Annotated in this window: 28 protein-coding genes and 1 pseudogene; 4 read left to right on the top strand and 25 right to left on the bottom strand. The window is 69.2% G+C overall.

Annotation, left to right across the window (positions count from 1 at the left end; translation table 11 throughout):
- Positions 1 to 3: 3 nt before the first annotated feature.
- The 15 genes from FB462_RS10230 to FB462_RS10295 form a co-directional block, all read right to left on the bottom strand.
- Positions 4 to 3954, bottom strand: coding sequence for a phage tail protein (locus FB462_RS10230; protein WP_141861731.1), 3951 nt, complete (start codon positions 3952 to 3954; stop codon positions 4 to 6).
- Positions 3955 to 4330: 376 nt separating this feature from the next.
- On the bottom strand, positions 4331 to 4687 hold the full coding sequence (locus tag FB462_RS10235; protein WP_141861733.1) for a hypothetical protein: 357 nt from the start codon (positions 4685 to 4687) through the stop codon (positions 4331 to 4333).
- Positions 4688 to 4780: 93 nt separating this feature from the next.
- On the bottom strand, positions 4781 to 5374 hold the full coding sequence (locus FB462_RS10240; RefSeq protein ID WP_141861735.1) for a hypothetical protein: 594 nt from the start codon (positions 5372 to 5374) through the stop codon (positions 4781 to 4783).
- Positions 5375 to 5444: 70 nt separating this feature from the next.
- Positions 5445 to 5867 (bottom strand): hypothetical protein, encoded by a 423-nt coding sequence (locus tag FB462_RS10245; RefSeq protein WP_141861737.1) that lies wholly within the window; start codon positions 5865 to 5867, stop codon positions 5445 to 5447.
- Positions 5864 to 6139, bottom strand: a complete 276-nt coding sequence (locus FB462_RS10250; RefSeq protein WP_141861740.1) for an HK97 gp10 family phage protein — start codon at positions 6137 to 6139, stop codon at positions 5864 to 5866. The genes FB462_RS10245 and FB462_RS10250 overlap by 4 nt, the downstream gene beginning before the upstream one ends.
- On the bottom strand, positions 6139 to 6486 hold the full coding sequence (locus FB462_RS10255; protein ID WP_141861742.1) for a hypothetical protein: 348 nt from the start codon (positions 6484 to 6486) through the stop codon (positions 6139 to 6141). The genes FB462_RS10250 and FB462_RS10255 overlap by 1 nt, the downstream gene beginning before the upstream one ends.
- On the bottom strand, positions 6486 to 6719 hold the full coding sequence (locus FB462_RS10260; RefSeq protein WP_141861744.1) for a hypothetical protein: 234 nt from the start codon (positions 6717 to 6719) through the stop codon (positions 6486 to 6488). The genes FB462_RS10255 and FB462_RS10260 overlap by 1 nt, the downstream gene beginning before the upstream one ends.
- Before the next feature lie 14 nt (positions 6720 to 6733).
- Positions 6734 to 7231: a hypothetical protein gene (locus tag FB462_RS10265; protein WP_141861746.1), complete on the bottom strand. Its 498-nt coding sequence runs from the start codon at positions 7229 to 7231 to the stop codon at positions 6734 to 6736.
- Positions 7232 to 7243: 12 nt separating this feature from the next.
- The gene (locus FB462_RS17380; protein WP_167510085.1) at positions 7244 to 7393 is read right to left on the bottom strand and encodes a hypothetical protein; all 150 of its coding nucleotides are present in this window, start codon (positions 7391 to 7393) and stop codon (positions 7244 to 7246) included.
- A 17-nt stretch (positions 7394 to 7410) separates the two neighbouring features.
- Entirely contained in the window at positions 7411 to 8664 is a 1254-nt protein-coding gene (locus FB462_RS10270) for a phage major capsid protein (RefSeq protein ID WP_208738907.1), read from the bottom strand.
- Between the two features lie 21 nt (positions 8665 to 8685).
- Positions 8686 to 9420, bottom strand: coding sequence for an HK97 family phage prohead protease (locus tag FB462_RS10275; RefSeq protein ID WP_167510086.1), 735 nt, complete (start codon positions 9418 to 9420; stop codon positions 8686 to 8688).
- Positions 9417 to 10847 (bottom strand): phage portal protein, encoded by a 1431-nt coding sequence (locus FB462_RS10280; RefSeq protein ID WP_141861750.1) that lies wholly within the window; start codon positions 10845 to 10847, stop codon positions 9417 to 9419. The genes FB462_RS10275 and FB462_RS10280 overlap by 4 nt, the downstream gene beginning before the upstream one ends.
- Complete coding sequence (locus FB462_RS10285; RefSeq protein WP_141861752.1) at positions 10844 to 11050, bottom strand: hypothetical protein; 207 nt, start codon at positions 11048 to 11050, stop codon at positions 10844 to 10846. Before FB462_RS10285 ends, FB462_RS10280 begins: the two co-directional genes overlap by 4 nt.
- A 14-nt stretch (positions 11051 to 11064) precedes the next feature.
- Positions 11065 to 12555, bottom strand: a complete 1491-nt coding sequence (locus FB462_RS10290; protein WP_141861754.1) for a terminase — start codon at positions 12553 to 12555, stop codon at positions 11065 to 11067.
- An 82-nt stretch (positions 12556 to 12637) separates the two neighbouring features.
- Positions 12638 to 12961 carry a hypothetical protein gene (locus FB462_RS10295; RefSeq protein WP_141861756.1) on the bottom strand — a complete coding sequence of 108 codons (324 nt, stop codon included), beginning with the start codon at positions 12959 to 12961 and terminating at the stop codon, positions 12638 to 12640.
- 208 nt (positions 12962 to 13169) lie between these two features.
- On the opposite strand from FB462_RS10295, the gene FB462_RS10300 reads away from it, so the two are divergent.
- A complete protein-coding gene (locus FB462_RS10300) occupies positions 13170 to 13781 on the top strand; it encodes a HEPN domain-containing protein (protein ID WP_141861758.1) in 612 nt (203 codons plus the stop codon).
- 724 nt (positions 13782 to 14505) lie between these two features.
- Here the strand turns inward: FB462_RS10300 and FB462_RS10305 are convergent.
- The 8 genes from FB462_RS10305 to FB462_RS10340 form a co-directional block, all read right to left on the bottom strand.
- On the bottom strand, positions 14506 to 14730 hold the full coding sequence (locus tag FB462_RS10305) for a helix-turn-helix domain-containing protein (RefSeq protein ID WP_141861760.1): 225 nt from the start codon (positions 14728 to 14730) through the stop codon (positions 14506 to 14508).
- Positions 14723 to 15643: a hypothetical protein gene (locus FB462_RS10310; RefSeq protein ID WP_141861762.1), complete on the bottom strand. Its 921-nt coding sequence runs from the start codon at positions 15641 to 15643 to the stop codon at positions 14723 to 14725. Before FB462_RS10310 ends, FB462_RS10305 begins: the two co-directional genes overlap by 8 nt.
- Positions 15640 to 15882, bottom strand: a complete 243-nt coding sequence (locus tag FB462_RS10315; protein ID WP_141861764.1) for a hypothetical protein — start codon at positions 15880 to 15882, stop codon at positions 15640 to 15642. The genes FB462_RS10310 and FB462_RS10315 overlap by 4 nt, the downstream gene beginning before the upstream one ends.
- Before the next feature lie 86 nt (positions 15883 to 15968).
- A complete protein-coding gene (locus FB462_RS10320; RefSeq protein WP_141861766.1) occupies positions 15969 to 16346 on the bottom strand; it encodes a hypothetical protein in 378 nt (125 codons plus the stop codon).
- On the bottom strand, positions 16255 to 17112 hold the full coding sequence (locus FB462_RS10325) for a hypothetical protein (protein WP_141861768.1): 858 nt from the start codon (positions 17110 to 17112) through the stop codon (positions 16255 to 16257). The genes FB462_RS10320 and FB462_RS10325 overlap by 92 nt, the downstream gene beginning before the upstream one ends.
- Positions 17112 to 17384 (bottom strand): hypothetical protein, encoded by a 273-nt coding sequence (locus tag FB462_RS10330; RefSeq protein WP_141861770.1) that lies wholly within the window; start codon positions 17382 to 17384, stop codon positions 17112 to 17114. Before FB462_RS10330 ends, FB462_RS10325 begins: the two co-directional genes overlap by 1 nt.
- The gene (locus tag FB462_RS10335) at positions 17384 to 17926 is read right to left on the bottom strand and encodes a hypothetical protein (RefSeq protein WP_141861772.1); all 543 of its coding nucleotides are present in this window, start codon (positions 17924 to 17926) and stop codon (positions 17384 to 17386) included. Before FB462_RS10335 ends, FB462_RS10330 begins: the two co-directional genes overlap by 1 nt.
- Positions 17926 to 18108, bottom strand: a complete 183-nt coding sequence (locus tag FB462_RS10340; RefSeq protein WP_141861775.1) for a helix-turn-helix transcriptional regulator — start codon at positions 18106 to 18108, stop codon at positions 17926 to 17928. Before FB462_RS10340 ends, FB462_RS10335 begins: the two co-directional genes overlap by 1 nt.
- Positions 18109 to 18211: 103 nt before the next feature.
- Between FB462_RS10340 and FB462_RS10345 the strand changes: the two genes are divergently transcribed.
- From FB462_RS10345 to FB462_RS17515, 3 genes and pseudogenes are all read left to right on the top strand, one after another.
- Complete coding sequence (locus FB462_RS10345; RefSeq protein WP_141861777.1) at positions 18212 to 18661, top strand: hypothetical protein; 450 nt, start codon at positions 18212 to 18214, stop codon at positions 18659 to 18661.
- Positions 18636 to 18707 (top strand): annotated as a pseudogene (locus tag FB462_RS17925) (hypothetical protein); the annotation flags it as partial. The gene FB462_RS10345 and the pseudogene FB462_RS17925, both read left to right, overlap by 26 nt.
- A gap of 402 nt (positions 18708 to 19109) precedes the next feature.
- The gene (locus FB462_RS17515; RefSeq protein WP_208738908.1) at positions 19110 to 19727 is read left to right on the top strand and encodes a site-specific integrase; all 618 of its coding nucleotides are present in this window, start codon (positions 19110 to 19112) and stop codon (positions 19725 to 19727) included.
- On the opposite strand, the gene FB462_RS10355 is transcribed toward FB462_RS17515, so the two are convergent.
- Together FB462_RS10355 and exaC are read right to left on the bottom strand one after the other, a co-directional pair.
- Complete coding sequence (locus FB462_RS10355) at positions 19681 to 20127, bottom strand: DUF779 domain-containing protein (protein ID WP_141861781.1); 447 nt, start codon at positions 20125 to 20127, stop codon at positions 19681 to 19683. The genes FB462_RS17515 and FB462_RS10355 overlap by 47 nt on opposite strands.
- 49 nt (positions 20128 to 20176) lie before the next feature.
- The gene (gene exaC, locus FB462_RS10360) at positions 20177 to 21718 is read right to left on the bottom strand and encodes an acetaldehyde dehydrogenase ExaC (protein ID WP_141861783.1); all 1542 of its coding nucleotides are present in this window, start codon (positions 21716 to 21718) and stop codon (positions 20177 to 20179) included.
- Positions 21719 to 21812 lie beyond the last annotated feature (94 nt).

Below are 21812 nucleotides of genomic sequence, written 5' to 3' on the forward strand. Positions count from 1 at the left end.
CTGTCAGCGGACCCGAGTGCCGCGTCCGATGCGGTCCCCGAGGGCGTCCTGCGAGCGGCGGATCTTCACGTCCATCACCCCGAGCAGCGCGCCGCTCGAGTCGACGAGCGTCACCTGGTCCGGGAACGCCGTCGACGTGCCGCCAGTCGGCGCGGCCGTGGCCGTCCCGGACGCCGACCCGGTGACCCCGAGCGCGACGTTCCGGAACAGGGACACGTCCGAGTCCGAGATGCCAGCGTTGAACTGCTCCATCAGCGCCTGACCCGACGTCCGGAGGCCGGTCCAGCCAGCTCCGGAGAACGGGCCCTCCTTCGCGGGCGAGTGCGGCAGGAAGGCCTTCACCTTCTCCACCACGGACCCGATCGCGTCACCGACCGCGCCGATCATCGACTTGATGCCGTCGATCAGCCGGCCGATGATCGCCTTCCCCGCGGAGAACAAGCTCGAGCCGATGCCGATCACCGCGTCGACGATGCCGCCGAAGATCGCGCCGACCCCGGAGATCGCCGACCTAAAGAAGTCAAAGACCCCGGAGAACACCTGCTTGATGCCGTTCCACGCCATCTTCCAGTTGCCGGTGAACACCCCGACGACGAACGTGATCAAGCCCGTGAGGACACCGATCAGCGCCGTGATGACCGGCATCAGCGCGGAGATGATCACCTGCACCAGCTGCAGCACCGGGCCGAGGACCGCGGAGAACAGCGAGATCAGCGGCGGGAGGATCGTGCCGATCAGCTGCAGTAGCGGCGTCAGCAGCGGCAGGAACGCCGCCACCAGGCTGAGCACGGCGGTGATCAGCGGCATAATCACCGGGACGAGCTGCGCGATGAACCCGATCAGCTGCGTGATGATCGGCAGGAGCGCCGTCAGCACCTGGCCGAGCACCTGACCGAACGTCGTCGCGATCTGGATGACGATCGGGATCAGCTGCTGGATGATCGGCAACAGCGCCGAGATCACCGTGGTGAGGATCGGCCCGAGGGCCTGCACCACCGCGGTGATGATCGGCAGGACAATCGCGAACGCGGCGCCGAGCGCGTCACCGATCGTCGACGCGAACTGCGTCAGGATCGGCGTCAGCGCGGTGATCACCGGCGTCAGCGACGCGATGACCGTCCGGATCACCGGGACGACCGACGTCGCCAGCGCCGTCAGCGGCGGCAGGACCGAACCGATCGCCGACGCGAGCGCCCCGGCGAGTGCCGCAGCGACCTGGCCGACGAGCTGCGCGATCGGGACCAGCAGCGGTGCGAGCTGCGCGATGATCCCGACGAGCGGATCGAGCAGCGGCACCACCGCACCGATCGCCGTCCCGAGCGCAGACCCGATTGCTCCGACAGCCGGCACGATTGCCGCGAGGACCTGGCTGAATACCGGGCCGAGGATCGAGGCGAGGTTGCCGACCGCTGTGCCGATCTGGCTGAAGGCATCCCCCATCGCCCGGCGGAGCTCGGGAGAGAGCGCGAGGAGCGTGGTGAAGATGCCGACGACCAGACCGAGCGGACCCGCAAGAGCGGCGAAGGGGCCAGCGAGCAGCTTGCCGAGGATCGGCAGCTGCGACACCAGGCCAGCGATCGACCCCGCGACAATCGGCAGCAGAGGCGCAGCCAGAGCAAGCACCTGACCGAGCGTCGAGAACGCACCGGAGAGGCCCGACATGTCGAGCCCGGCCAGCGCGCCCTTCACGCTCGCGAAGACGCCCGAGATGCGCTCGAGGCCCGCGCCGACCGCCGCCTGCAGCGACGGACCGATCGCGTTCGACACCGCGGTCACCGCGGGGGTGATCGCGTCGAGGCCCTGCGTGATGGTCCGGAAGACCTGCACGAAGATCGGGTAGACCCCCGTGAGGAGACCCGCACCGAACCGGCTGAACGCGGCGCCCATGTTCTTGAACGCGCCGACCGTGGTCTGACCGATGGCCACCGCGCCGTCGCCGACCGCGACCTTCAGCGCCTGCTGGAAGTGCTGAGCGTCGACCTCGCCGCGCTGCAGGCGGTCACGCAGCTCCTCCTGCGTCTCGCCGTACACCTTGCGGAGAGCGGCGTAGATCGGGATGCCTCGCGTCGCGACCTGGTTGAGGTCCTGCGTGTACGCCTTGTTCTGCGCCTGGACCTGGTTCATGACCAGGCCGAGGTCGTTGAAGTTCACACCCGCGATGGCGGCGGCGTTCGCCGACGTCTTCAGGTAGTCCGTGAGCTCCTTGCCGGGCTTCACGCCGGCAGCGACCGCCGACGCGGCACCAGTCACGGCGTCAGCGAGCGAGAACTGCGTCCCGATCACGGCGTCGTTGGCGTTCTTCATGATCTCGGCGACGTCCTGCGACGTGTTGCCGAGCGCCTTGAGCTTCGCCTGCGCCGTCTCGATCGAGGCGAGGCGGTTGAACCCAGCGCCACCTGCCGCCGCGACGCCTGCTGCAACAGCGAGGCCGACGCCCTTGAACGTCGACGTCACCGCGGTCGCCGCGTCGGCAGCGAGCGACCGGACGCTGTTCATCGCGGACGAGAAGCCGGCAGCGATCGCCGAGCCTGCAGCACCCGCGACCGGGCCGAGGCCGCGGAACCCGGACGCGACAGCCGAGCCCATCTTCTGCATGGCCGCGACGACGGTCTGGCCCGCCTGCCGCACCGGCTCGGGGATCAGGTTGATCGCGCCGACCACACCGGCCCGGATCGCGGAACCGACCGCGACGGCTGCCGTCTGCACGGGGGCGAGGCCCTTCGCGACCGCGGCGCCGAGCGTCCCCATCCGGCCGGCGAGTCCGGCGGCGGCGATGTCGGCGCTGCGGAACCCGGCGGTGAAGTTGACGAACGGGCGGAGGGTCGCCGTGCCGAACGCGACGACCGAGGCGATCGCCCGGTCCATCGTCGCCCGCACAGCCCCGCCGAGCGTCCCCATGCGGCCCGTCAGGACGGACGCGGCACGGGATGCGTCGAGGAACCCGGCGCGGAACTGCGAGAACGGTGCCGCGACGTTCAGCGAGACGGTCTGCGCCGCCGTCGACACCTTGTCGAAGACGCGGCGTGCGCCGGCGCCGACACGGCCGAGGATCCCGAGGAAGCCGGTCGCGCCGAGCGCCGCGTCCGCGAAGCCGGCGGCGATCTGCCGGAACGGAGTCGTGAACGCGTCGACGAACGAGACGCCGAGCGCTCGGACGGGAGCGAGAAGGCGGGCGACCTGCCCGCCGAGAGTGCCGAGGGTGCCGGTGAACGCCGACGCCGCAGCGTTCGCGTCCCGGAATCCGGCGACGAAGTTCTGGAAGCCCGTCGACGACCGGGAGGTCGCCAGCCGGACCGCGTTCAGTCCGATCTCGAGCGGCGCCAGGGACAGCCGAGCGAGGCCGCCCAGCGCACCCGTGACGCCGGAGAACGCGGACTGCGCCGCCCGGGCGTCCGCGAACCCCGACCGGAACTGCGAGAACATCATCGAGAAGCTCGCGCGGGCCCGCTGCGTCGCCCGCGTCTCAGCGCCGACCGCGGCAGTCTGCGCGGCACGAGCAGCCGCGAGACGTTCCGACGCGGCGCGGGTGTTCTCCTGCGTGACGACGAGCCGACGCTGCACCGCGGCGAGGCGCTCCTCGGCGGCGATCGCCTGCGACGACGTCGCGCCGAACCGGGACCTGACCTCGAGGAGGCGGGTCTCGGCGACGCGCACCTTGCCGGCGGCGTCCATCTCAGCGAGACGGGCCGCCGACAGGGCGCGCGACGACTTCGACACGTCCGCGGCGAGAGCCTTCAGCGTCGCGTCGGACACACCGCGGGTGCCGCGCGAGAACGCCTGCCGGAACCCCGAACCGGCCCCGTCGCCGGCGTCACGGCCGGCGCGGGAGAACGCCCGCTGGAAGCGGCGGCCGGAGTCCGCGGTGGTGCCGTCGACCTCCCGAGCGACCGCACGGCGGAAGCCGCGCAGCGTTGGGAAGATGGCTACCTGACCGGAACCGACCTCGGACGTCATCGGTGCCCCTCTCAGTCGTGGAACGCCGAGTACCGCTTCAGCGTCGCCTTGAGCGCCGTGCGCTCCTCGTCGGTGACCTTCTCGGCCGTCTGCTCCGGGTCAGGCCACGGCCAGGCGAACTCGAGCGGCTTCGGCTGCTTCTTCTCGTCGCGGTTGACGTTGACGGTCGTCGACGCGGCCGCGATTGTCGCGACGTCGACCCAGGTGGCGGGCCAGTCCCAACCAGCGAGAGAGGCGTGGAACCACGAGCCCGGGGTGTCCCGGAGCGTCTGTACGTGGTCCCACGCCTCACCGTGCGTGTACGTCTCGCCGAGCTCGTCGAGGCTGAGCCCGAACCAGCGGCGGAAGTCGGCGCGCAGCGGGCGCCGGTGCTCCTCTACGAGTTGGAGGAGCGCTGCGATTCCCCCACGGTGGCCTGCGCCTTCGCCGCGAACTCCTCGAAGAAGCGGCCGACGATCTTCTGCGTCTCGAAGATGTCGAGCTCGTCGAGCTTGCGCGGCGTCTCGGCGTCACCGAGATCGTCGAGCATCGCGAACAGCTGCTTCATCTCGTCGTCGATCTCCGAGATGCGGCGGAACACCTTCGTCTTCACCTGCAGCGGGAGCACGAGCTCGCCCTGCGTCGACGTGAGGACGTGGAGGTTCTTCTCGATCAGCCGGAACTGCGGGAACTCCGGCTCCGGCGCCTTCTCGATCGTCGGGGCAGCGGGCTCGGTGAATGCGGACTCGGTCATGGTGTGGATGCCTTCCTGGTCGTGGATGCGGGCGTGGATGCGTGGTGAGGTGCGGGGCCGCCGGCATCCACAGCGGCGGCCCCGCGGTCAGGGTCAGGAACCGGACGTGCCACCGTCGACGGGCGGCTTGATCAGCCACTCGCCGAGGTGCTTGTTCCCGAGGTCCGGGGAGCGGTCGATCTTGAATGTCACCTCGACGCCGTTCACCTCGCCGCGGGTCGACTGGTCGACCACGACGCCGGTGATGGTCGCCTTGCCCGCCTGCCGGCGGCGGATGACGCCGTTCTTGAAGATCTCCTCGGTGAACAGCCGGTACTCGGTCGAGTGGCCAGCCGCGTCGATGAGGATGTAGCCGTTCGCGTCCGGCACCGCGCCGGACAGGAGCTCCTGGGTGAGCGCGTCGTACTGCGCGAGCTTCACGACGAGCGTCGCGTTCGCGAGGCCCGACGGGATCGAGTAGCCGTCCTGGAAGAAGACGATCGGGTCGCCGTCCGCCTCGAGCGTCCAGTTGTGGCCGCCGTCCTCGGTCTGCAGACCCAGCTTCCGGAACGCCTCGGCGAGCTCGAGGTCGTACGCCTTGCCCGCGGCCGGCGTCAGCAGCGCGGTGGTGATCGGTGCGATGCCGACGGACCCAGAGATCGGGATGCCGACGGCGGTGATGTCGTTGCCCTGCGAGTCCGCAGCCATGTTGCTCCTTCAGAGAGAAGCCCCCGGCTGCTGCCAGGGGCGATGTGGTGGTGGGTGGGTGTGGATGCGGTCAGAGAGGCTGTCCGACGACGACGAACGTCACCGTGGTCAGCGTGCGCGCGTACACGGCGTCCTCCGGCACCCAGTAGGGGCCGTTGACGCCGTCCTCCGGCACGTGCGCGATCGGGTTGCCGGGTTCGAGGCCTGCCAGGTCCCCGGCGAGGGCTGTGACGAGCCGTGCGAGGTCCATCGCGGGCTTCGGGGCGGCCTTCGTGCCGGCGAGAACCGACAGGTTCACGTCCCGCTCGGCGGAGATCATCGACTTCGACGGGCCGGAGTTGTCGCGGACGATCAGCATCGCCGCGGGCGCCGATTCGTTCGGTCCCGGCTCCCGGTTGCTCACCAGGACATCCGAGCGGCCGCGGGCGGCGAGCTCGGCGCGGAACCGGTCGCAGAGATACTGCTCGAGGTCCGCGTAGATGACCGCGGTCACCGCTTCCGCTTCCGGAGCGCACGGACGAGGTTCCCGGTGCGGGCCTCGATGATCAGCGACTTCGGATCCGACGCGACGACCAGATGCACGACGCGGTGCGCGCTGGTCTTCTTCCGGCGGACGATGCCCGACCGGTACGCGCCCGTGTCGACCGGCGCCGAGGCACGCGCGTCCGTCGCGATACCGTCGGCGATCCGCGACACGAGGCCGTCGACGCGCGACGACTTCAGCAGCTCGTCGAAGTAGCGCTCGTTGAACGTCATCTTCGCCATCAGCCGACCACCTCCTCGAGCGGGATCTCCTGCACCGGCTGCCAGCCCGTCCACGGGTTCACGTCCGCCTCCGGGACCGCGGTGACCGTGTACGTGTGAGCGCCGGAGACGATGCGGTCACCGACGCGCACGTCCGCGCTCGGGTCGCAGTAGAGCGACTTCGTCGTGACGACTTCCCGCCGGAGCTCGCCGTCGACGGGAGACGAGGACGACGACCCGACGAACGCGCCCGCGATCGTGAGCGTGTTCGGGGCAGTCCAGTCCGCGCCGACGGGCCGCTGCGAGTACGGGTCCAGGACCGGCGTCGCGCGGAGGCGGACGACGGTCGCGCCGGCCGCGAACTCCATCAGCCGCCCAGCGAGGCGCGGATCACGTCGAGCATGTCCGCCTTCGTCGTCGCGTCGCCGAGATCGACGTCGTGCCGAGCCGCCCACGCCCTGATGTCGCCGTTGTGGGTGTGCTCGTCCGGTGCCGGGTCGTCGGCGGGCGCCGGGACCGCGATGCCCGGAGAACGGTAGTCGTCAGCGACTTCGTCCGGGACCGTGAACTGGTTCCCGCGCTGGTCCGTGATGTTCACCATCGGTGGTCTCCTCGTCAGAGCCGGTACGGCTCGAGCGTTGCGAGCTCCGTCTGCAGGAGCTGGATGTCATTGCCGCTGTAGCGGACGTTCGCGGGCCCGACCGCCTGGGAGACGATTTGCCCGCCCGGGCCGCCGCCGCGTGCCGCCGCGGTCGCGATGACGCCGGCGACGTCGGGTGCCTCGTCGACTGCGTACCCGTGGCGGAGGGTGATGCTGATGCCGCCGAGCCGAGACGACCAGAGCCCGTCGTCGCGGAGCTCGAGCATGCCCTTCCCGGACACGTCGACCTGCGCGAGGACGTCGCGGCCGTCCGAGGTCGCCGCGGTGACCTCGAGGATCCGGCCGGACGGGACCAGGAGCGTGCGCTGCCCGGTCCCGTCCAGTCGGATCGTCTCGGTGATGACGGGCGCGACGTGCCAGCCGCAGAACCGCCGGACGGCGCCCTGTGCTGCGTCGAGCCAGAACTTCGGCGACCGCGGCCCTGGTTCGACGATCGGAGGGATGCTCGTCACGCCCGTCACCTCCTACTTGCTCTCCGGCGCGGCCGCCTTGTTGCTGACGACCCTCGCCTTCGGGGCGGCCTTCTTCTCGTCGACCGTGACGTCCTTCGCGTCCGCGGGGATGTCCTCCTCGCGGTACCGGACGCCGTCGATGACCTTCATCTGGCTCGTCATCTGCTGCTCCCTCCCGCTCAGGCGGCCGGGCCGCCGTGCACGAGGTACGCGGGCTTCCAGATGACCTGCATCGCGCGGAGCTCCGCACGCACGTACGTCATGTTCCGCTGCGCGTAGTCCTTGTGCTGGTTGAAGGCCTGCACCGACAGGCCCTCACGGTCGAGGAGCGCCACCTGGCGGAAGTCGCCGAGGAGGAACTCGCCGGGCTCGATCGCCTCCGACAGGATGCGGGGGCGGCCCCAGAGCGTCTGCGGGCCGGTGCCGAACGGGCCCTGACCGTAGAAGCGCTCGTTCGCGTCCTGCAGCAGGTCGATGTTCTCGTCGTCCTCCGGGTTCAGGAGGATCGCCGCGACCGTGCCGCCCTGCAGCTGCGTCACCTTCGTGATGGCACGACGGACGGCCTTCACGAAGCCCATCGGGCCGTCGGCGGTGGCGTACTCCTGCTCCTGGACACCAGTGGTGTTCAGGATGCCCTTCGGGACGCCGTTCGTGCCCGAGCCGTTGAGGAGGGTGTCCTCGATGACCGAGTCGAGCGAGTACCGGAGCTCGTTGTCCATGTAGGACGCGAACGCCGGGGCATCGGCGAGGAGCTGGTTGGTGACGTCGTAGCCGTCGGCGTACGTGTAGGCCTTCGCGTCCGCGAGGGTCGTGGTGAGGTCCGAGACGGGCTTCAGCGCCGCGTTGTCCGTCGCCGAGGTGGCCTCGGGGACGATCTTCGCGTTCCGGGTCACCGAGGTGACCTGGACGTACTCGAAGTTGCCGGCCGCGGTGCCGCGCGAGACGACGTCCAGCAGGGACAGCGTCGGCCGCTGCACCTGGTCGACGGTCGGCACGCGGATCGGCTGGATGTTCGCGATCGGCGACGTGAGCGCCTTGCGGTTCGCGTCGAAGTCCTTCAGCGAACCGATCCGGACCGTGCCGATCTGGATCGGGGTGCCCTGGCCGACGCCGGAGGGGTTCTCCTTCTTCCACGCCTGGTACGGCGCGGACTTCATGAACCGCTCACCGAGCGGCACCTCCGTGCCGTCCTCGTCGCCATGCTCCGCGTCGCCGGTCTTGCCCGGCTCGGTGACGACCTTCGACAGCTCGGCGAGCGACTTCTCGCCCGCCTCGATGCGCGCGATGCGGTCGCGCAGCTCGCCGGCCTCCGCCGCCTTCGCCTCGATGGACTTCGCCTCGTCCGCGTCGAGGTCGCGCCCGGCGGCCTTCGCGGTGTCGACGATCGACTGCATCTCGGAGACGAGTGCAGCCAGCTGTGCCTTGAGTCCCACGATGGGGCTCCTCTCTGCCTGCTAGAGCAGGCCCTGGATGGTTGCTTCCGCCAGTGCTCGAGCTGCGGGGACGGTCGTCTGCTCCTCGGACTTGGCCGCGGGCGGCTCCTCGTCCTTGGCGTCGGGCGTGCCGGCTGCCTTCTCCTGATCGGTGGTGGTCGCCAGAGCACCCTTGAGCGCGGTGATCGCGCCCTCGAGGTCTTCCCTGGCCTCGGTCGGGACGATCTGCCCCGCCTTCACGCCGGCAGCGACCGCGAGCGCGGCCGACTTCACGGCGAGGATCTCGGTCTCCTGGTTCGCTCCCACCGGCACGACGGACACCTCGTGGATGGTGAGCTTCCGGAGCTCGTAGTAGTAGCCGTCGTTCTCGGACTCGACGAGCGCGCCCTCGACGACGTCGTACGCGAACGACATCTGCTTGACCAGACCGGCCTTCAGCAGCTTGTACGTCTGCGCGCCGTTGTTGATCGACGTGTCGAGCTGGACGTGCACGAACAGGCCGCGCTCGTCCTCCTTCGCCTCGATCGTCTGCCCGATGAGCATGTACGGGTCGTCCATCCGGTGCCGCCAGTAGACCGGGATCCCGGACCCGTTCGGCCCGAAGGTCTTCAGCGACTCCGCGAACGCCCCCGGCAGGACGACGTCGCCGTACGAGTCCTTGTTGCCGAACACCGACGCGTACCCGGTGAACTGGCCCTCGCCGTCCGGCGCATCGGCCTTGACCTCGATGTCGACGGTCTTCGTCTTCACGGTCACGACTCCTCCTCGGCGCGGAACCGCTGCTCCGCCTCGGTGTTGAACTGCTTCGCGACGGTCGCCGCTTCGATGACGTCGACGCCGGCCTTCACCAGGTCGGCGACGAGCTCGCGGTCCCACCGCGGGCCGTCCCACCAGTCCGAGCCGGCCGCCTTCTGCGACCGGACGACCTGCTCCTGCCGGGCCGCGAACTTCGCGACCACCGGGCCGGTCTTCCCGTCCTGCGGGGACGCCTGACCGCCGACGAGGACGTTCAGCGGCGTGATCAGCTCGTCGCCGCCGTCGATCGCGGACATGTTCTGCTTCGCGCGCGCCTCGTTGCGAGTCATCCACGGCGCCCCGACGGACGTCGACAGGACGCCGGCCTGCTCCTCGAACGAGCCGCGCATCTTCGCCTCGACGTTCGCCTCGACGTACTGGTTCGGCGTGCCGAGCAGCGGGACGAGGGTCGCGTCGAGCGTCTGCTCCCACGCCGAGATGTACGGGCCCAGCGCGGGGCCGTAGAGCATCTCCTTGAACGCCTTGATGTTCGAGAAGGTGCCCTCCCGGGCGCCGACGAGCTCGGGCGCGATGTGGAACGCCGCGGCGACCTCCGCGTCCGTCAGCTGACGACCCTCGAGGTCGAGGGTGTCGCGGGGCCGGAACGCGTCGATGGCCTTGTACTGCATGCCGTCCTCGAGGACCGGGGTGCCGCCCTCCTGGCCGCCGCCGCGGGAGAAGTTCTGCCACGAGCGGCCGAACCGCTCGCGCGCACCGTCGGCCCACGGGGTGTTCGCGGGCCGCTCGATGACGCCCGCGGTGCGTGCGCCGTTCCGCCAGATCGACCGGCGGTACCGGACCGCCTCCGTCTGCTCGTCGAGGAGGTCTCGGAGCGTCTTCAGCGGCGACGTGCCGCTGGCGCCCTTCGTCGCGTAGCCGGCGTCGAGGATGAACCCGGCCGGGTCGAGCTCCTGCACGGTGCCGTCCGGCTTCCGGACGTTCACCGACGTGATCCGGTCCAGCGCGTCCGCGGCGAACGTGACCAGGCGGGCCGGGATCCGGACGAGCTCGTAGCCGTCGTCGCGTTCGACGATGCGGACCGCGAACCGGTCGTAGATCAGGCCCTCGATGAGGACCCGCTCCCAGAACCGGTACGCCGTCTCGCCAGGGGCTCGCGACGGGCGCCGCAGCACCTCGGCGAGCGCCCCGTCGCGCACCCGGCGGCGGTCCTGCTCGCCGACGAACTCGTAGAGGTGCATCGGGACCGACGCGATGTTCCGCGCGGCGAACCCGACGACCTTCCGGATCGACGGCTGGTTCTTCCACGACGGGTCGTTCGACAGCTCCGCGGCCCACTCGACGAGCGGGACCCCCGGGTCGACGACCTCGATGTTCGTGCCGGCGAGGTGCGTGGACAGCTCGCCGAGGGTCTGGAACACGGCGCTCATGCGGGCACCACCTGCACGTACGCGATCCGCGACGTCGGGACGAGCACCGACCCGTCGACGGGGACCGGAGTCGGTCCGTCGACGGCGCGCGCGTCCACGAGGGTCACGCAGGTGCGGGTCGCGGACTCGACGACGCCCTCGAGGGCCGTCTCCGCCGTCACGACGATGACCGTCCGGCCCGTCAGGGTCTTGAGCTCACGCACGCGCGGTCCCTTCGTCAGACCACGAGCAGCTCCTCGTCCTCGTAGGCGGACGTGAACGGCTCGGGGGGTTCGGTGTTGTCGTGCGCCCACTGCGCGGCCGAGACGGCGACGATCGGGGCGATGTCCACGACGCTGTTGATGCGGTCCCAGACGCGGACCTCGTTGAGCTTCCGGGACACGGCGCCCGACACGGCGAGGTTCAGCGACTCCTGGTCGCCGCGGTGCCGCAGGGTTCGCTGCCGGACCCGGTCCTTCGTCTGCCCGGCCGACGAGCCGAGCGCGGTGCCCTCGATGCGGTGCACGGTCAGGCCGGCCTTCTCGAGCGGTTCCGCGAACTCAGCCGACGGGGCGCCGCGAGTCTGCAGCGCGACCTCCGTGATGCCGTTCTTCTCGGCCGCGCGCTTCACCGCGTCGACGACCCAGAGCATCCCGGGGCGCTGCGCGATCAGCTCGCAGTGCAGCAGCCCGTCCGCCCGGTCGCCGACGACGGACACGTACGTCATCTCGCGATCGGCGCCGGTGTCGACTCCAAGGATCAGCCGTGCGCCCTCGGCGGGCTCCGAGTACGGGTCCGCGCAGTCGGCCCACGCGCCCGCGTCGAGGTGCGCGTCGATGCTCGCCGTGACCCACTGGCAGAGCACCTCGGTCTTCGTGACCACCTCCGGCTCACCGGAAGCAAGGTCGGAGAGCAGCTGCTCGACGTTGTAGCCGTACCCGATCGACGGGTTCGACTGGAAGTACCCCTCCGGGTCGTCGATCGCCGCGTCCTCGTGCGCCGACCACTCGAACAGGCCGTTCGTGGTGTCGTGCTCGTTCGCGAACTCCTCGGCGGCCTGCAGCCCCGTCTCGACGTACTCGGCCCAGAGCCGGCACGTCTCCGTCGCGGACGCACGCAGGTCAGCGAGGACCACCGACCGGGCGTCGCCGGCGGACGAGATCGCCCACATCTGCGAGTTGAACGTGCCGTTCAGCGTCTTCGAGAACGCCGCCCAGCCGTCCCAGGTCTTCTGCTCCCGGAGCTCGTCGATGATCGCCCGCGCCGTCGAGTCGCCGCGGGCACCGCCGGACGCGAGCGCCGCGATCTCGTACCGTGCCCCGTTCGCGAGCCGGATCGCCTCGGACCCGTTCGTCGTCGACGGCGTCCGCGACTGCTTCGCGAGCACCGGGACCAGCACCTCGCGCTCAGCCGGCGTGAACCGGTCCGGCCAGCGCAGCACCTCCGGGTTCGAGCGCTCGAGAACGCGGCGCCACACCTTCTTCGCGGTGTCGCGGTCCTGCGCCGTCCCGAGGACGAGGAAGTCGTGCGCCGCGATGTGGTCCGGGAACGACTCCGAGTCCACGAACAGCCACCACGCGGCCAGCACCTCGATCAGCTTCGTCTTGCCGTTCTGGCGGCCGACGATGATGATCACCTTGCGGAACCGGTACGTGCCGTCCTCGAGCAGCTCAAGCGCGTGGATCAGCAGCCAGCACTGCCACGGCCGCAGCGTCACCCCGAGGTACACCCGAGCGAACTCGATGACGTGGAACCCGTGCGACGTCTCCGGCGTCAGCGGCCGGAGCGGACGCGTCCAAACGCGCGGCTCCTCACGCCCCTTGCCGCCGCGGAGGGCGACCCTTAGCTGCTGCGAAACCTGCAAAGTCCAGGACCTCCTGATCGACCGGCGCCTTCTCCTCCGAGGAGACCTCGTCGGCGTCGGCCGGGCTCGGCGCCGCCGTGCTCGGCAGGGCCGCGGACCCCGGTGCGCGATCCAGCACCCGGCGGACGTCCTTCAAGGCCGACAGGTACGCCGAATACGTCCGCGACCCGCCGCCCTCGTCCATCTCCTTCGCCAGCGACTTCACCAACGCGACGAGCGGAGCCTCCTCGGGGATCCGGAGCAGCCCAGTGGCCTTCAGCATGCGCGTCACAGCGGCCCTGTGCTCCCGACTGGCGGCCTTTCGTCCCTCAGGCATGATTCTGGGGCCTCCCTGGTGGCAAAAACGCGTCAGAAACGCGGGGGGAGAGGAACACTCATGGCGGGGGGTGCCCCGGGTGCGGGCAAGCCAGCGGCTTATGCTCCCCTACCCCCGCAGTGGGGCCGCGGCATCGGATGGCGGCTCCGTAGTCTTGCCAGCCATGGGGATCAGTGCAAAGCAGGCAGCAGACGACGTGTTCGACCGGGCCCAAGCGCTCTTGGATGAAGCACCGTCCGTGTCGTCTCCGCTGGTTGCAGATGACCTGAGGCGTTCCGCGCTAGCCCTCGGTGTGGCCGCGCTGGACACGTACCTCCATTGGGCTCTGGCGAAGGCCCCGCTCAAGAAGATGCCGAGCGCGTTGAAGAACCTGGACGTGCCGTTCGGCGAGCTCGTGGAGCTGAGCGAGGCGATGGCTGCGAGCCGAACGACGATTCGTCCGAAGGTTCGAGTCCGACACACCCTTGAGCGGGTCATCCTGGCGCACACCTTCCAGAGCTCGCGCGGCGTTGGCGACGCAATGCAGATGCTTGGGACTCGCAAAGCGTTTGCGAAGATCGAAACTAAAATCAATCCGGCTCAGAAGGCGCAGTCGATCCAGGATCAGCTCAATCGGATAGTACGTCGTCGAAATCAAGTAGTTCACGAGGGTGACATGCAACGTCAATCGCGACCTCGTCGAATAGCTCGAGAGCCAGTCGATACTGCCGAGGTTGCGGATGATCTGACGTGGCTCCGGGGACTTGTGCAGGCCATCGATGAGGTTCTCGCTTAGAGCCAGCGCCGGCTGGGCGAGCCAAGGCCCGCTCTCGGGGCGCCGTTGCCGCGGTCGCGGTTGCAGCCTCGGTGCGACGGCCGTCCGTTCGCGGGGTCGTCGTAGTGCTCGGGGTGGGTGCTGGCCGGGAAGTAATGGTCATACTCGAACGAGCTGTCCGTGGAGCCGTCGGGGACAGTCCAGTCGATCAGCTGCCCACACAGCCAGCAGGGTGCGTCCTCGGCCGCCCAGGCGGTGCGGCGTTCCTCTCGGACGGCGCGCATCCGGCGCGTTGACGGGTGGTGCTTGCTCACGTCGCCTCCAGCCAGGTGGGATCGGCGGGACCGCAGGTACGCCTCGGAGCCTGGAGGTCCCCGTCATGAGCGTCCTTCGCGGCACTTCCGGGTCGCGTCAACGCCCCCGCCGAAGTAGTTCCTCGTGCTCGCGCCGCGTGCGGTGGTTCGCTGTGCGGCCGGTCCCAGAGCGAGGTGCGGGCCCGGCGGCGGTTGCGGTAGCGGTGCGTGTCGGCGGGCACGAGGAAGTCTGCGGGCCGGCGCAACGCCTCAGAAGCGCCGGCCCGGGATCCGTTCGCCTCCGACGGCCGGGCGGATCAGCCCGTAGCCCGGGGCAACGACGCCTCACCGGGGTACGACGAAGGCCCCCACCGGTGATGGTGAGGGCCTTCGGAAAGCGTGATGGCAACCGTGACGTAGTGGTTCGCTTCCGCAAGGCTAGCACGGGTTTGTCAGGTACCGGGTGGGGTTCGTCGTGCGGCGTGTCCCCACCGGCCGGTCTTGCGCTTCAGCTGGCGGCGTCGGTACTCGGCTTGGACCTCCTCGCGGCGGAGCAGCTTCTCCCTGCCGCGGCCGTAGACGGTGACGGCGCCGCTGGTGATGTAGCCGCTGAGGGTCTGGCGGGTGATGCCGAGGTGCTTGATCGCCTGCGCCTTCGTCCACCAGTCGTCAGCCACCCTCGCCGTCCTCCTCGCCCCACTCGACCGCCGTGCCGGTCGCGAGGGACCGGTGCGGCCCGTTGTGGCCGAGACGCCGCGCGCAGACCGCGGGCCGCCGCTGCACCATTGCCGTCGCCGCGCACGCCGGTGCTGCGCGCGGCTTGTCGAGGGGTTCCCCGTCGGCCGGGTAGTAGCCGTGCTCGTCGTAGAACCGGAGCACGGCGCCGCGGTCCCAGACCTGCCGTTCCTCACGGAGCTCCTGCATGAGCTTCCGTGCGGTCTTCTCCGATGCGAGGTACGTCGCGCCGGGCACGGTGTCGTCGCAGTGGTCGCAGCGGACCACGAAGTCGGTGACGTCCTCCGAGGCCCACTCGGCGCCGACGGCGTAGTGGTCGCAGACCTCGCAGGGGCGGGGCAGCACCTGACGCTCCCGCTGGGGTCGGCGCGGGTACTTGCCGAACAGCGGTCGGAAGATGTCACCGATGTCGGTGACGAACACCTCGCCGCTGTCGTGGAGCACGATCGCGTCCCACCGGATGAGAAGCCACGTGACGAGGATCTTCACGAGCTCGCCCGCGCCGGCCGGGGTGGCTTCGGCGCGGAAGCCCTGCTCCTCGTCGCCGCGCTTCCACACGGCGACGACGGTCGCCGGCGGGTTCACCTGCAGGGCGCCGGCCCAGTAGGTGACCCACTGGATGAGGCGGGCGTAGGCGTCGTCGGTGTCGTCGATCGCGTCGGCGCGGAACGGGAGCGGGGCCTCCTTCGACGCGGCGCGGGGCATGCCGTCGCCCATGACGCCGAGGGACGGGATCGCGAGGGACCGGGCGTAGGCGATGAGGCCGGCGGCGTCGCCGAGTGCTCGGCGTGCTCGGGTGGCGGTGAGGGCGTACGCGGTGTCCGCGTCGACCTCGGGGGTGGTGGGGTCGGTCACAGCTCAACCTCCTCGTGCAGCAACAAGTCAGGGCCCTCCTGCTCAATGAAGCCGAGAGCGAGCAGCTCGTCCATCGGCCCGCTTGGATCGGTCGTGTCCTCTTCCGGGCCCCAGGCGTGCAGGTCGGGGTGGACGGTGAGAACGTCGACGCTGTTGCAACGCGACCCGTACGCGTAGTGGAGCTTGTGCCAGAGTCCCACTGCCCCGAAGCTCAGCTGGTCAGTGCCGTCGATGTGCAAGGTCGCTCCTTCGAGATCGTGGGCCGGTCGGGAGGCTGCGGCGTATGTTCTGACGCGGCCTGCCCGCCGGCCCTGGGTGAGTGCGTTCAGCTCTGTAGTGCGCGCTGCTTCTCGTCGTGCTCGCGGATCCAGGTGTGATCACCGGCGGCGAGATGTTGGTCGTACTCGTCGACGCTGACCCCGGCGGCATCGCACCAGCGCTGCTTCGCCTCGAGCATGTACTGCTCGTGTTCGGCGCTGCGGCGCTCGCCGCGTCGCCGCTCGTCGACGACACGGATCACGTCGGCTGGCATGCAGTAGCGCGTCTCGGTGGCGTAGTGCTCGACGGCCGCGGTGCGCGCTTCGGCGTACGTGATGTCCGAGCCGAGGACTTCAGTCCATGCCGCGACCGAGATGTCCGTCAGGTGCCGTCCATCGAGGCCCTGCATCCAGCTGAGGAGTGCCGCGGTGTCCTGCTGCTTCATATTCCTGGTCCCTTCGTGCGGCGCGCTCGATCAGCGCCATCGCTTCTTCTTGCCGTTGTTGCCCCCGGGACTGCCCGGGGTTGCGACCCATCCGGAGGCGCAGCTTGTCGTACTGCTTGCGGAACGTCGGCATCGACAAGATGTTCGATCGCCAGAAGTCATCTCGCTGCGACCACTCAAGGACCTGCATGGCCTCGTCGAGCGGTCTGTGATCGCGATCCAAGAGCAGACGTGCTGCGTCTCGCCAGCCCGCCCCGACGGTCGGCCGCGGCGATCCGTTCTCCTCGATCAGGTCCGCCAGCTGAGTGCAGAGAGCTCGGACGTCATCCCGTTCCTGCACGAGAGAAGACGGAGTCTTCTCTTCTTCATGGTTCTTATAGGAGGATTGGGCGGATTTGCCCCAATCTAGATTGGGCGGATTTGCACCAATCGGTCGCGCGATTTCGTCCGTGAGGCACCGGTAGGACTTCGTGTGATCAGTCACTCCCCCGGCTTGGTGTCGAGCGCTCTCGAGGGCGCCGTCCGCCTCGAGCTTCGATACGATGCGCTTCACCTGGTCCACGGTCAGACCCGAATGCTTCGAGAGCTCCTCGCGGTTGGCGCGCCACCACCGGTGGCCGTTCTGCTCGTAGGAGGCAGGGCTGTCCGGTCCGGTCCGGAACCAGATGAGCTGCCACAGGATCGCGGGAGCCGCACCAAGCTCGGCGACGAGCGCTCCTCGCAGGGGGATGAAGTCGCGGGCGATAGCGTGCTCGAGCGGCACCATCAGGACTCCTCCCGACTCTGCAGCTCCTCGAGCATGTCGCGCATGTACGCCCAAGACTCGAGCGATTCTGCTGACTCCTCGGCTGGTGGAGCGTCCAGCACAGCGATCATCACTCCCACGCCGAGCGTGAGCACGGCGGTTCCCTCAACAGCCGCCACCGGAGCGGAGGCCATCTCTCCGACGTTGGCGAGCTCCGTGCTAAGCGTGACGAGCATGTCTGCAACATCGTTCGACACGACCAGGGTGAGACTGCCGTAGTGGATCCGGCGCATCAGCGGGCCCTTTCTGCATGGGGCGCACGCACGTCGTTGTGCGTGAACCCCCGCGTCAACAAGGCCCCCTCGGGGACCGTCGCGTTCAACAACAACGTCTCGTCCATGGACATCTCGAGTTCGAACAACAACAACGCCTCGTCGTCGATCACACCACGCTGCTGGCGAAAGCTGACGACGCCGTTGATGCGCTGACGCGCCCACATGTCGGGCATCCGCGCCCATTCGCCGTAGGGCATCTTGTGAGCAACCATCTTCGCGATCGCACGATCGCGCTTTGTCGCGCCGGAACGCATCCAAACGACGAAGGTCTTCGTGCTCGGTACCCTCCAGACCGACGATGCGAACCGAATCACCCGACCGTCCACAACCTCGATCTCGACCCGCGCCTTGCTCTCCTTGAACACGACGTCGTAGTCGGCGTACTTCGCTCGTTCGGCTGGAGTCGGCGTAAACTGGTGCACGACTCGAATGCCTCCGCGGTTTTCGGTCCCGCCCTCGGAGCCCTTGCCGGCTCCGGGGGCCTTCGTGTTTCCGTTCATCAGGCCGTTGCCTCCTCGAACTGCGCCTCGACGAACGCATCGACGTCGGCCTCGCGGAACATCACGCGGCCGCCGATCTTCGCGCTCTTCGGCGCTGTGCCCTTTTGGATCATCCAGCGCAGCGCATCGGGCGTCTTGCGCAGCCGCTCGGCCGTCTCGGCAAGCGTCAGAAGCTTCGTCATAATCACTCCAACTTGTACTATGTGGACTACTCCGAACCGGAGTGAGCACCAATGTACACGAATCGGAGTTGTGTGCAAGTCCGTTCCGAAGTACCGTCGCCTCGTGATCACAGACGAGCAAATCGGGCGGGCCGTGTCTCGCCTCCGCGGTGACCGTGCGCAGCGTGAGGTGGCAGCCGCGATGCGCGAGCTCGGCTGGCGCTGGTCACAGACGACGGTGTGGAAGGTCGAAAGCGGGGAGCGCCCCCTCCGGCTCGCCGAGGCCATGGATCTCGAGCAAGTGCTCGGCTCAGAGCTGCAAGTCGCAGCGGATGCCGAGCAGGCTGCGATTGCCGTCGCGCGGGCGGAATTCCGCAGGGCGCTCGCCGAGCTCCAGCAGGCCGCCGCCCGGTACGAAGCATCCCGCGCTCGCCTGCAGTCCGTCGCCGGAACTCACGAGGTGCTGCTGGGGCTGAGCGCCGACGAGGCCCTGCAGCGCCGCGACGACGACGGCGCGGTCCCAACCCTATTCTCGGAAGTGGAACTCGATGGCGAGCATTCGACAGCGCCCTGACGGGAAGTGGCGGGCCCGTTACCGCGACGACGACGGGCGTGAGCACTCCAAGCACTTCGACCGGAAACGCGACGGCCAGGCCTGGCTGGACGAAATCGCCGCCGCTCGTCGGACCGGCACGTACGTGGACCCTCAGCGATCTACCATAACCCTCGCTGGCTTCTACGGCGACTGGGCGGACCGGCAGGTGTGGGCCGTCGGTACCCGGACAGCAGCGGACCGGGCTGTCGAGGCCTGCGACTTCGGCGCCGTCCCGTTCGCGAAACTTCGACGTTCCCACGCCGAGGCATGGGTGAAGGCGATGCAGGCGAACCTCGCGGCGTCGACGATCCGCACCCGCGTGAAGTACGTCCGGGGCGCGCTCCGCGCCGCTGTCCACGACCGGCTGCTCAGCGAGGATCCGACCGCCGGCTTGAAGCTCCCCGCGGTCCGGAAGACCGAGCACACAATGCGGATCCCGACGCCGCGAGAGGTGAACGCGATCCGAGACCGAGCGGAGCCGTTCCTGCGCCCATTGCTGGACGTGATGGCGTACGCCGGCCTGCGGATCGGGGAAGCCGCAGCGGTGCAGGTCAGCGACGTCGACTGGCTGCGCCGCACCGTCCACGTCGCGCGTCAGGTGCAGAACCGCCCTGGCACCCGTGAGGTCTGCCCGCCGAAGCACGGCAGCGAACGGGTGGTCCCGGTGCCGTCCGCGCTCACGGAACGGCTGTCGGCGGCGATGCGCGACGTTGGTGTCTTCGGCTCCGCGCAGTGGTTCCTTCCCGGTGACCCGCCCTCCCCCAACGCGCTGCGACGCTGGTTCGAGAAAGCGTGCACTGCCGCAGGGGTGGACGGGATCACGCCGCACGACTTCCGGCACTTCTACGCGTCGGGCTTGATCCGTTCCGGACTCGACGCTGTGTCGGTCGCTCGTGCGATGGGGCATGCGTCACCGGCGATCACGCTCGCGATCTACGCGCACCTGTTCCCTGACGCCGCGGACCGCACGCGTGCTGCAGCGGCGGACCTGATGGCGTCTACGGCTGATTCTGCGGACGATCTGCGGACTGAACGCGAGGCGTAAGCCCGAGATCGATCAGTTCGGAGTCGGTGAACAGGCGTGACCGGGTCAGGAAACGCCTGTTCAGCGGGCTTTCGACCGAGAACCCGGATCCGCGGCCGTCGACGACGTCGATCAGCAGATGGCTGTACTTCCAGTACTCGAACTGCGCTCGGGACATGTACACCTCGATGGGCGCTGTGACCTCGACAGGGTCGAGCTCGGGGACGTCGATGGTGCCGAGCAGGACGTCGCCGGGACCGGTGCGGAACATCCCGACGGGGTAGCACATCGGGCTCGAGCCGTCGCAGCAGCCGCCGGACTGGTGGAACATCAGCGGTCCGTGCCGGGCCGTGAGCGCGCGGAGGAGCTCGGCCGCCTCCGGCGTGACGGCGACGCGGGCGGTGGTCCCGGGCTTCGTCATCAGGAGGACCCCCCTTCCGGCGCTGCTCCCTCGGCGTGACGATGCGTCATCAGAAGAACCCCATCGGTCCCTCGGCGTACGACACGAGCAGGTTCTTCGTCTGCTGGTAGTGGTCGAGCATCATCTTGTGGTTCTCGCGGCCGACACCGGACTGCTTGTAGCCGCCGAACGCCGCGCCGGCCGGGTACTGGTGGTAGGTGTTCGACCAGACACGTCCGGCCTGGATGTCGCGGCCCGCCCGGTAGAGCGTCGTCGCCTCGCGGCTCCAGACACCCGCGCCGAGTCCGTACAGGGTGTCGTTGGCGATCCGGATCGCGTCGTCGTACCCGCTGAAGGACGTCAGCGCGAGGACGGGTCCGAAGATCTCCTCCTGGAAGATGCGCATGCTGTTGTCGCCCTCGAACACCGTCGGCGTGACGTAGTACCCGCCGCTCAGCTCACCACCGAGATCCGCGCGCTCACCGCCCGTGAGGAGCTTCGCGCCTTCCTGCTTGCCGATGTCGATGTAGCTCAGGATCTTCTCGAGCTGGTCGTTCGACGCCTGGGCACCGATCATCGTCGACACGTCCAGCGGGTGGCCCTGCTTGACCGCGCGCACCCGGTCCAGACCGTCGGCCACGAACCCGTCGTAGATCTCCTTCGCGACCAAGGCACGCGACGGGCACGTGCAGACCTCGCCCTGGTTGAGGTTGAAGAAGGCGAAGCCCTCGAGCGCCTTGTCGTAGAAGGCGTCCTTCTCCTGGGCGACGTCGGCGAAGAACACGTTCGGGCTCTTGCCGCCGAGCTCGAGCGTCACCGGGATCAGGTTCTGCGACGCGTACTGCATGATCAGGCGCCCGGTCGTGGTCTCGCCCGTGAAGGCGACCTTGCGGACGTCCGGGTGCTGCGCGAGTGGAGCCCCGACCTCGAACCCGAAGCCGTTCACGACGTTGACCACCCCGGCGGGCAGCAGGTCCTCGATCAGACCGAGGAGCACGTGGATCGACGCGGGCGTCTGCTCGGCGGGCTTCAGCACGACGCAGTTGCCGGCGGCGAGTGCCGGTGCGAGCTTCCACACCGCCATCAGGATCGGGAAGTTCCACGGGATGATCTGCGCGACCACCCCGAGCGGCTCGTGGAAGTGGTACGCGACGGTGTCGTGGTCGATCTCCCCCGTCGAGCCCTCCTGCGCGCGGATCGCGCCGGCGAAGTAGCGGAAGTGGTCGATCGCGAGCGGGATGTCCGCGCCGAGCGTCTCGCGGATCGGCTTGCCGTTCTCCCACGTCTCGGCGACGGCGAGCATCTCGAGGTTCTGCTCCATCCGGTCGGCGATGCGGTTCAGGATGTTCGCGCGCTCGGTGACGCTCGTCTTCCCCCAGGCCGGGAAGGCCTTCCACGCGGCGGCGACGGCCTTGTCGACGTCCGTGGAGTCGCCCCGCGCGACCTCGGTGAAGGTCTTCCCGGTGACCGGGGTGGGGTTCTCGAAGTACTGCCCACCCGTCGGCGGGACGTACTCGCCGCCGATGTAGTGGTCGTACCGGGAGCGGAAGGCGACGAGCGCTCCGTCCTCGCCCGGTGCGGCGTAGGTGGTCGGCGATGCTGCGATGGTCATGGTGGTGCCCTCTCGACGACGATGTCGACGGCGCACGGTCTGCGCGCCTCGGACGGGACGCTACGGCGGCGGGGGTTGCAACGGGTTGCGGAGC

It is taken from the genome of Curtobacterium citreum (genome assembly GCF_006715175.1).
Taxonomy (GTDB): Bacteria; Actinomycetota; Actinomycetes; order Actinomycetales; family Microbacteriaceae; genus Curtobacterium; species Curtobacterium citreum.

Bases quoted from the DNA above. Each gene is read 5' to 3' on its own strand.
- FB462_RS10260 (WP_141861744.1), bottom strand. From the start codon at position 6,719: ATGGTGAACATCACGGACCAGCGCGGGAACCAGTTCACGGTCCCGGAC.
- FB462_RS10320 (WP_141861766.1), bottom strand. From the start codon at position 16,346: ATGAAGCAGCAGGACACCGCGGCACTCCTCAGCTGGATGCAGGGCCTC.
- FB462_RS10280 (WP_141861750.1), bottom strand. From the start codon at position 10,847: ATGAGCGCCGTGTTCCAGACCCTCGGCGAGCTGTCCACGCACCTCGCC.
- FB462_RS10335 (WP_141861772.1), bottom strand. From the start codon at position 17,926: ATGAACGGAAACACGAAGGCCCCCGGAGCCGGCAAGGGCTCCGAGGGC.
- FB462_RS10255 (WP_141861742.1), bottom strand. From the start codon at position 6,486: ATGGAGTTCGCGGCCGGCGCGACCGTCGTCCGCCTCCGCGCGACGCCG.
- FB462_RS10355 (WP_141861781.1), bottom strand. From the start codon at position 20,127: ATGACGAAGCCCGGGACCACCGCCCGCGTCGCCGTCACGCCGGAGGCG.
- FB462_RS17515 (WP_208738908.1), top strand. From the start codon at position 19,110: ATGCGGATCCCGACGCCGCGAGAGGTGAACGCGATCCGAGACCGAGCG.
- FB462_RS10250 (WP_141861740.1), bottom strand. From the start codon at position 6,139: ATGGCGAAGATGACGTTCAACGAGCGCTACTTCGACGAGCTGCTGAAG.
- FB462_RS10330 (WP_141861770.1), bottom strand. From the start codon at position 17,384: ATGCGCCGGATCCACTACGGCAGTCTCACCCTGGTCGTGTCGAACGAT.
- FB462_RS10300 (WP_141861758.1), top strand. From the start codon at position 13,170: ATGGGGATCAGTGCAAAGCAGGCAGCAGACGACGTGTTCGACCGGGCC.
- FB462_RS10235 (WP_141861733.1), bottom strand. From the start codon at position 4,687: ATGACCGAGTCCGCATTCACCGAGCCCGCTGCCCCGACGATCGAGAAG.
- FB462_RS10340 (WP_141861775.1), bottom strand. From the start codon at position 18,108: ATGACGAAGCTTCTGACGCTTGCCGAGACGGCCGAGCGGCTGCGCAAG.
- FB462_RS10325 (WP_141861768.1), bottom strand. From the start codon at position 17,112: ATGGTGCCGCTCGAGCACGCTATCGCCCGCGACTTCATCCCCCTGCGA.
- FB462_RS17380 (WP_167510085.1), bottom strand. From the start codon at position 7,393: ATGACGAGCCAGATGAAGGTCATCGACGGCGTCCGGTACCGCGAGGAG.
- exaC (WP_141861783.1), bottom strand. From the start codon at position 21,718: ATGACCATCGCAGCATCGCCGACCACCTACGCCGCACCGGGCGAGGAC.
- FB462_RS10240 (WP_141861735.1), bottom strand. From the start codon at position 5,374: ATGGCTGCGGACTCGCAGGGCAACGACATCACCGCCGTCGGCATCCCG.
- FB462_RS10230 (WP_141861731.1), bottom strand. From the start codon at position 3,954: ATGACGTCCGAGGTCGGTTCCGGTCAGGTAGCCATCTTCCCAACGCTG.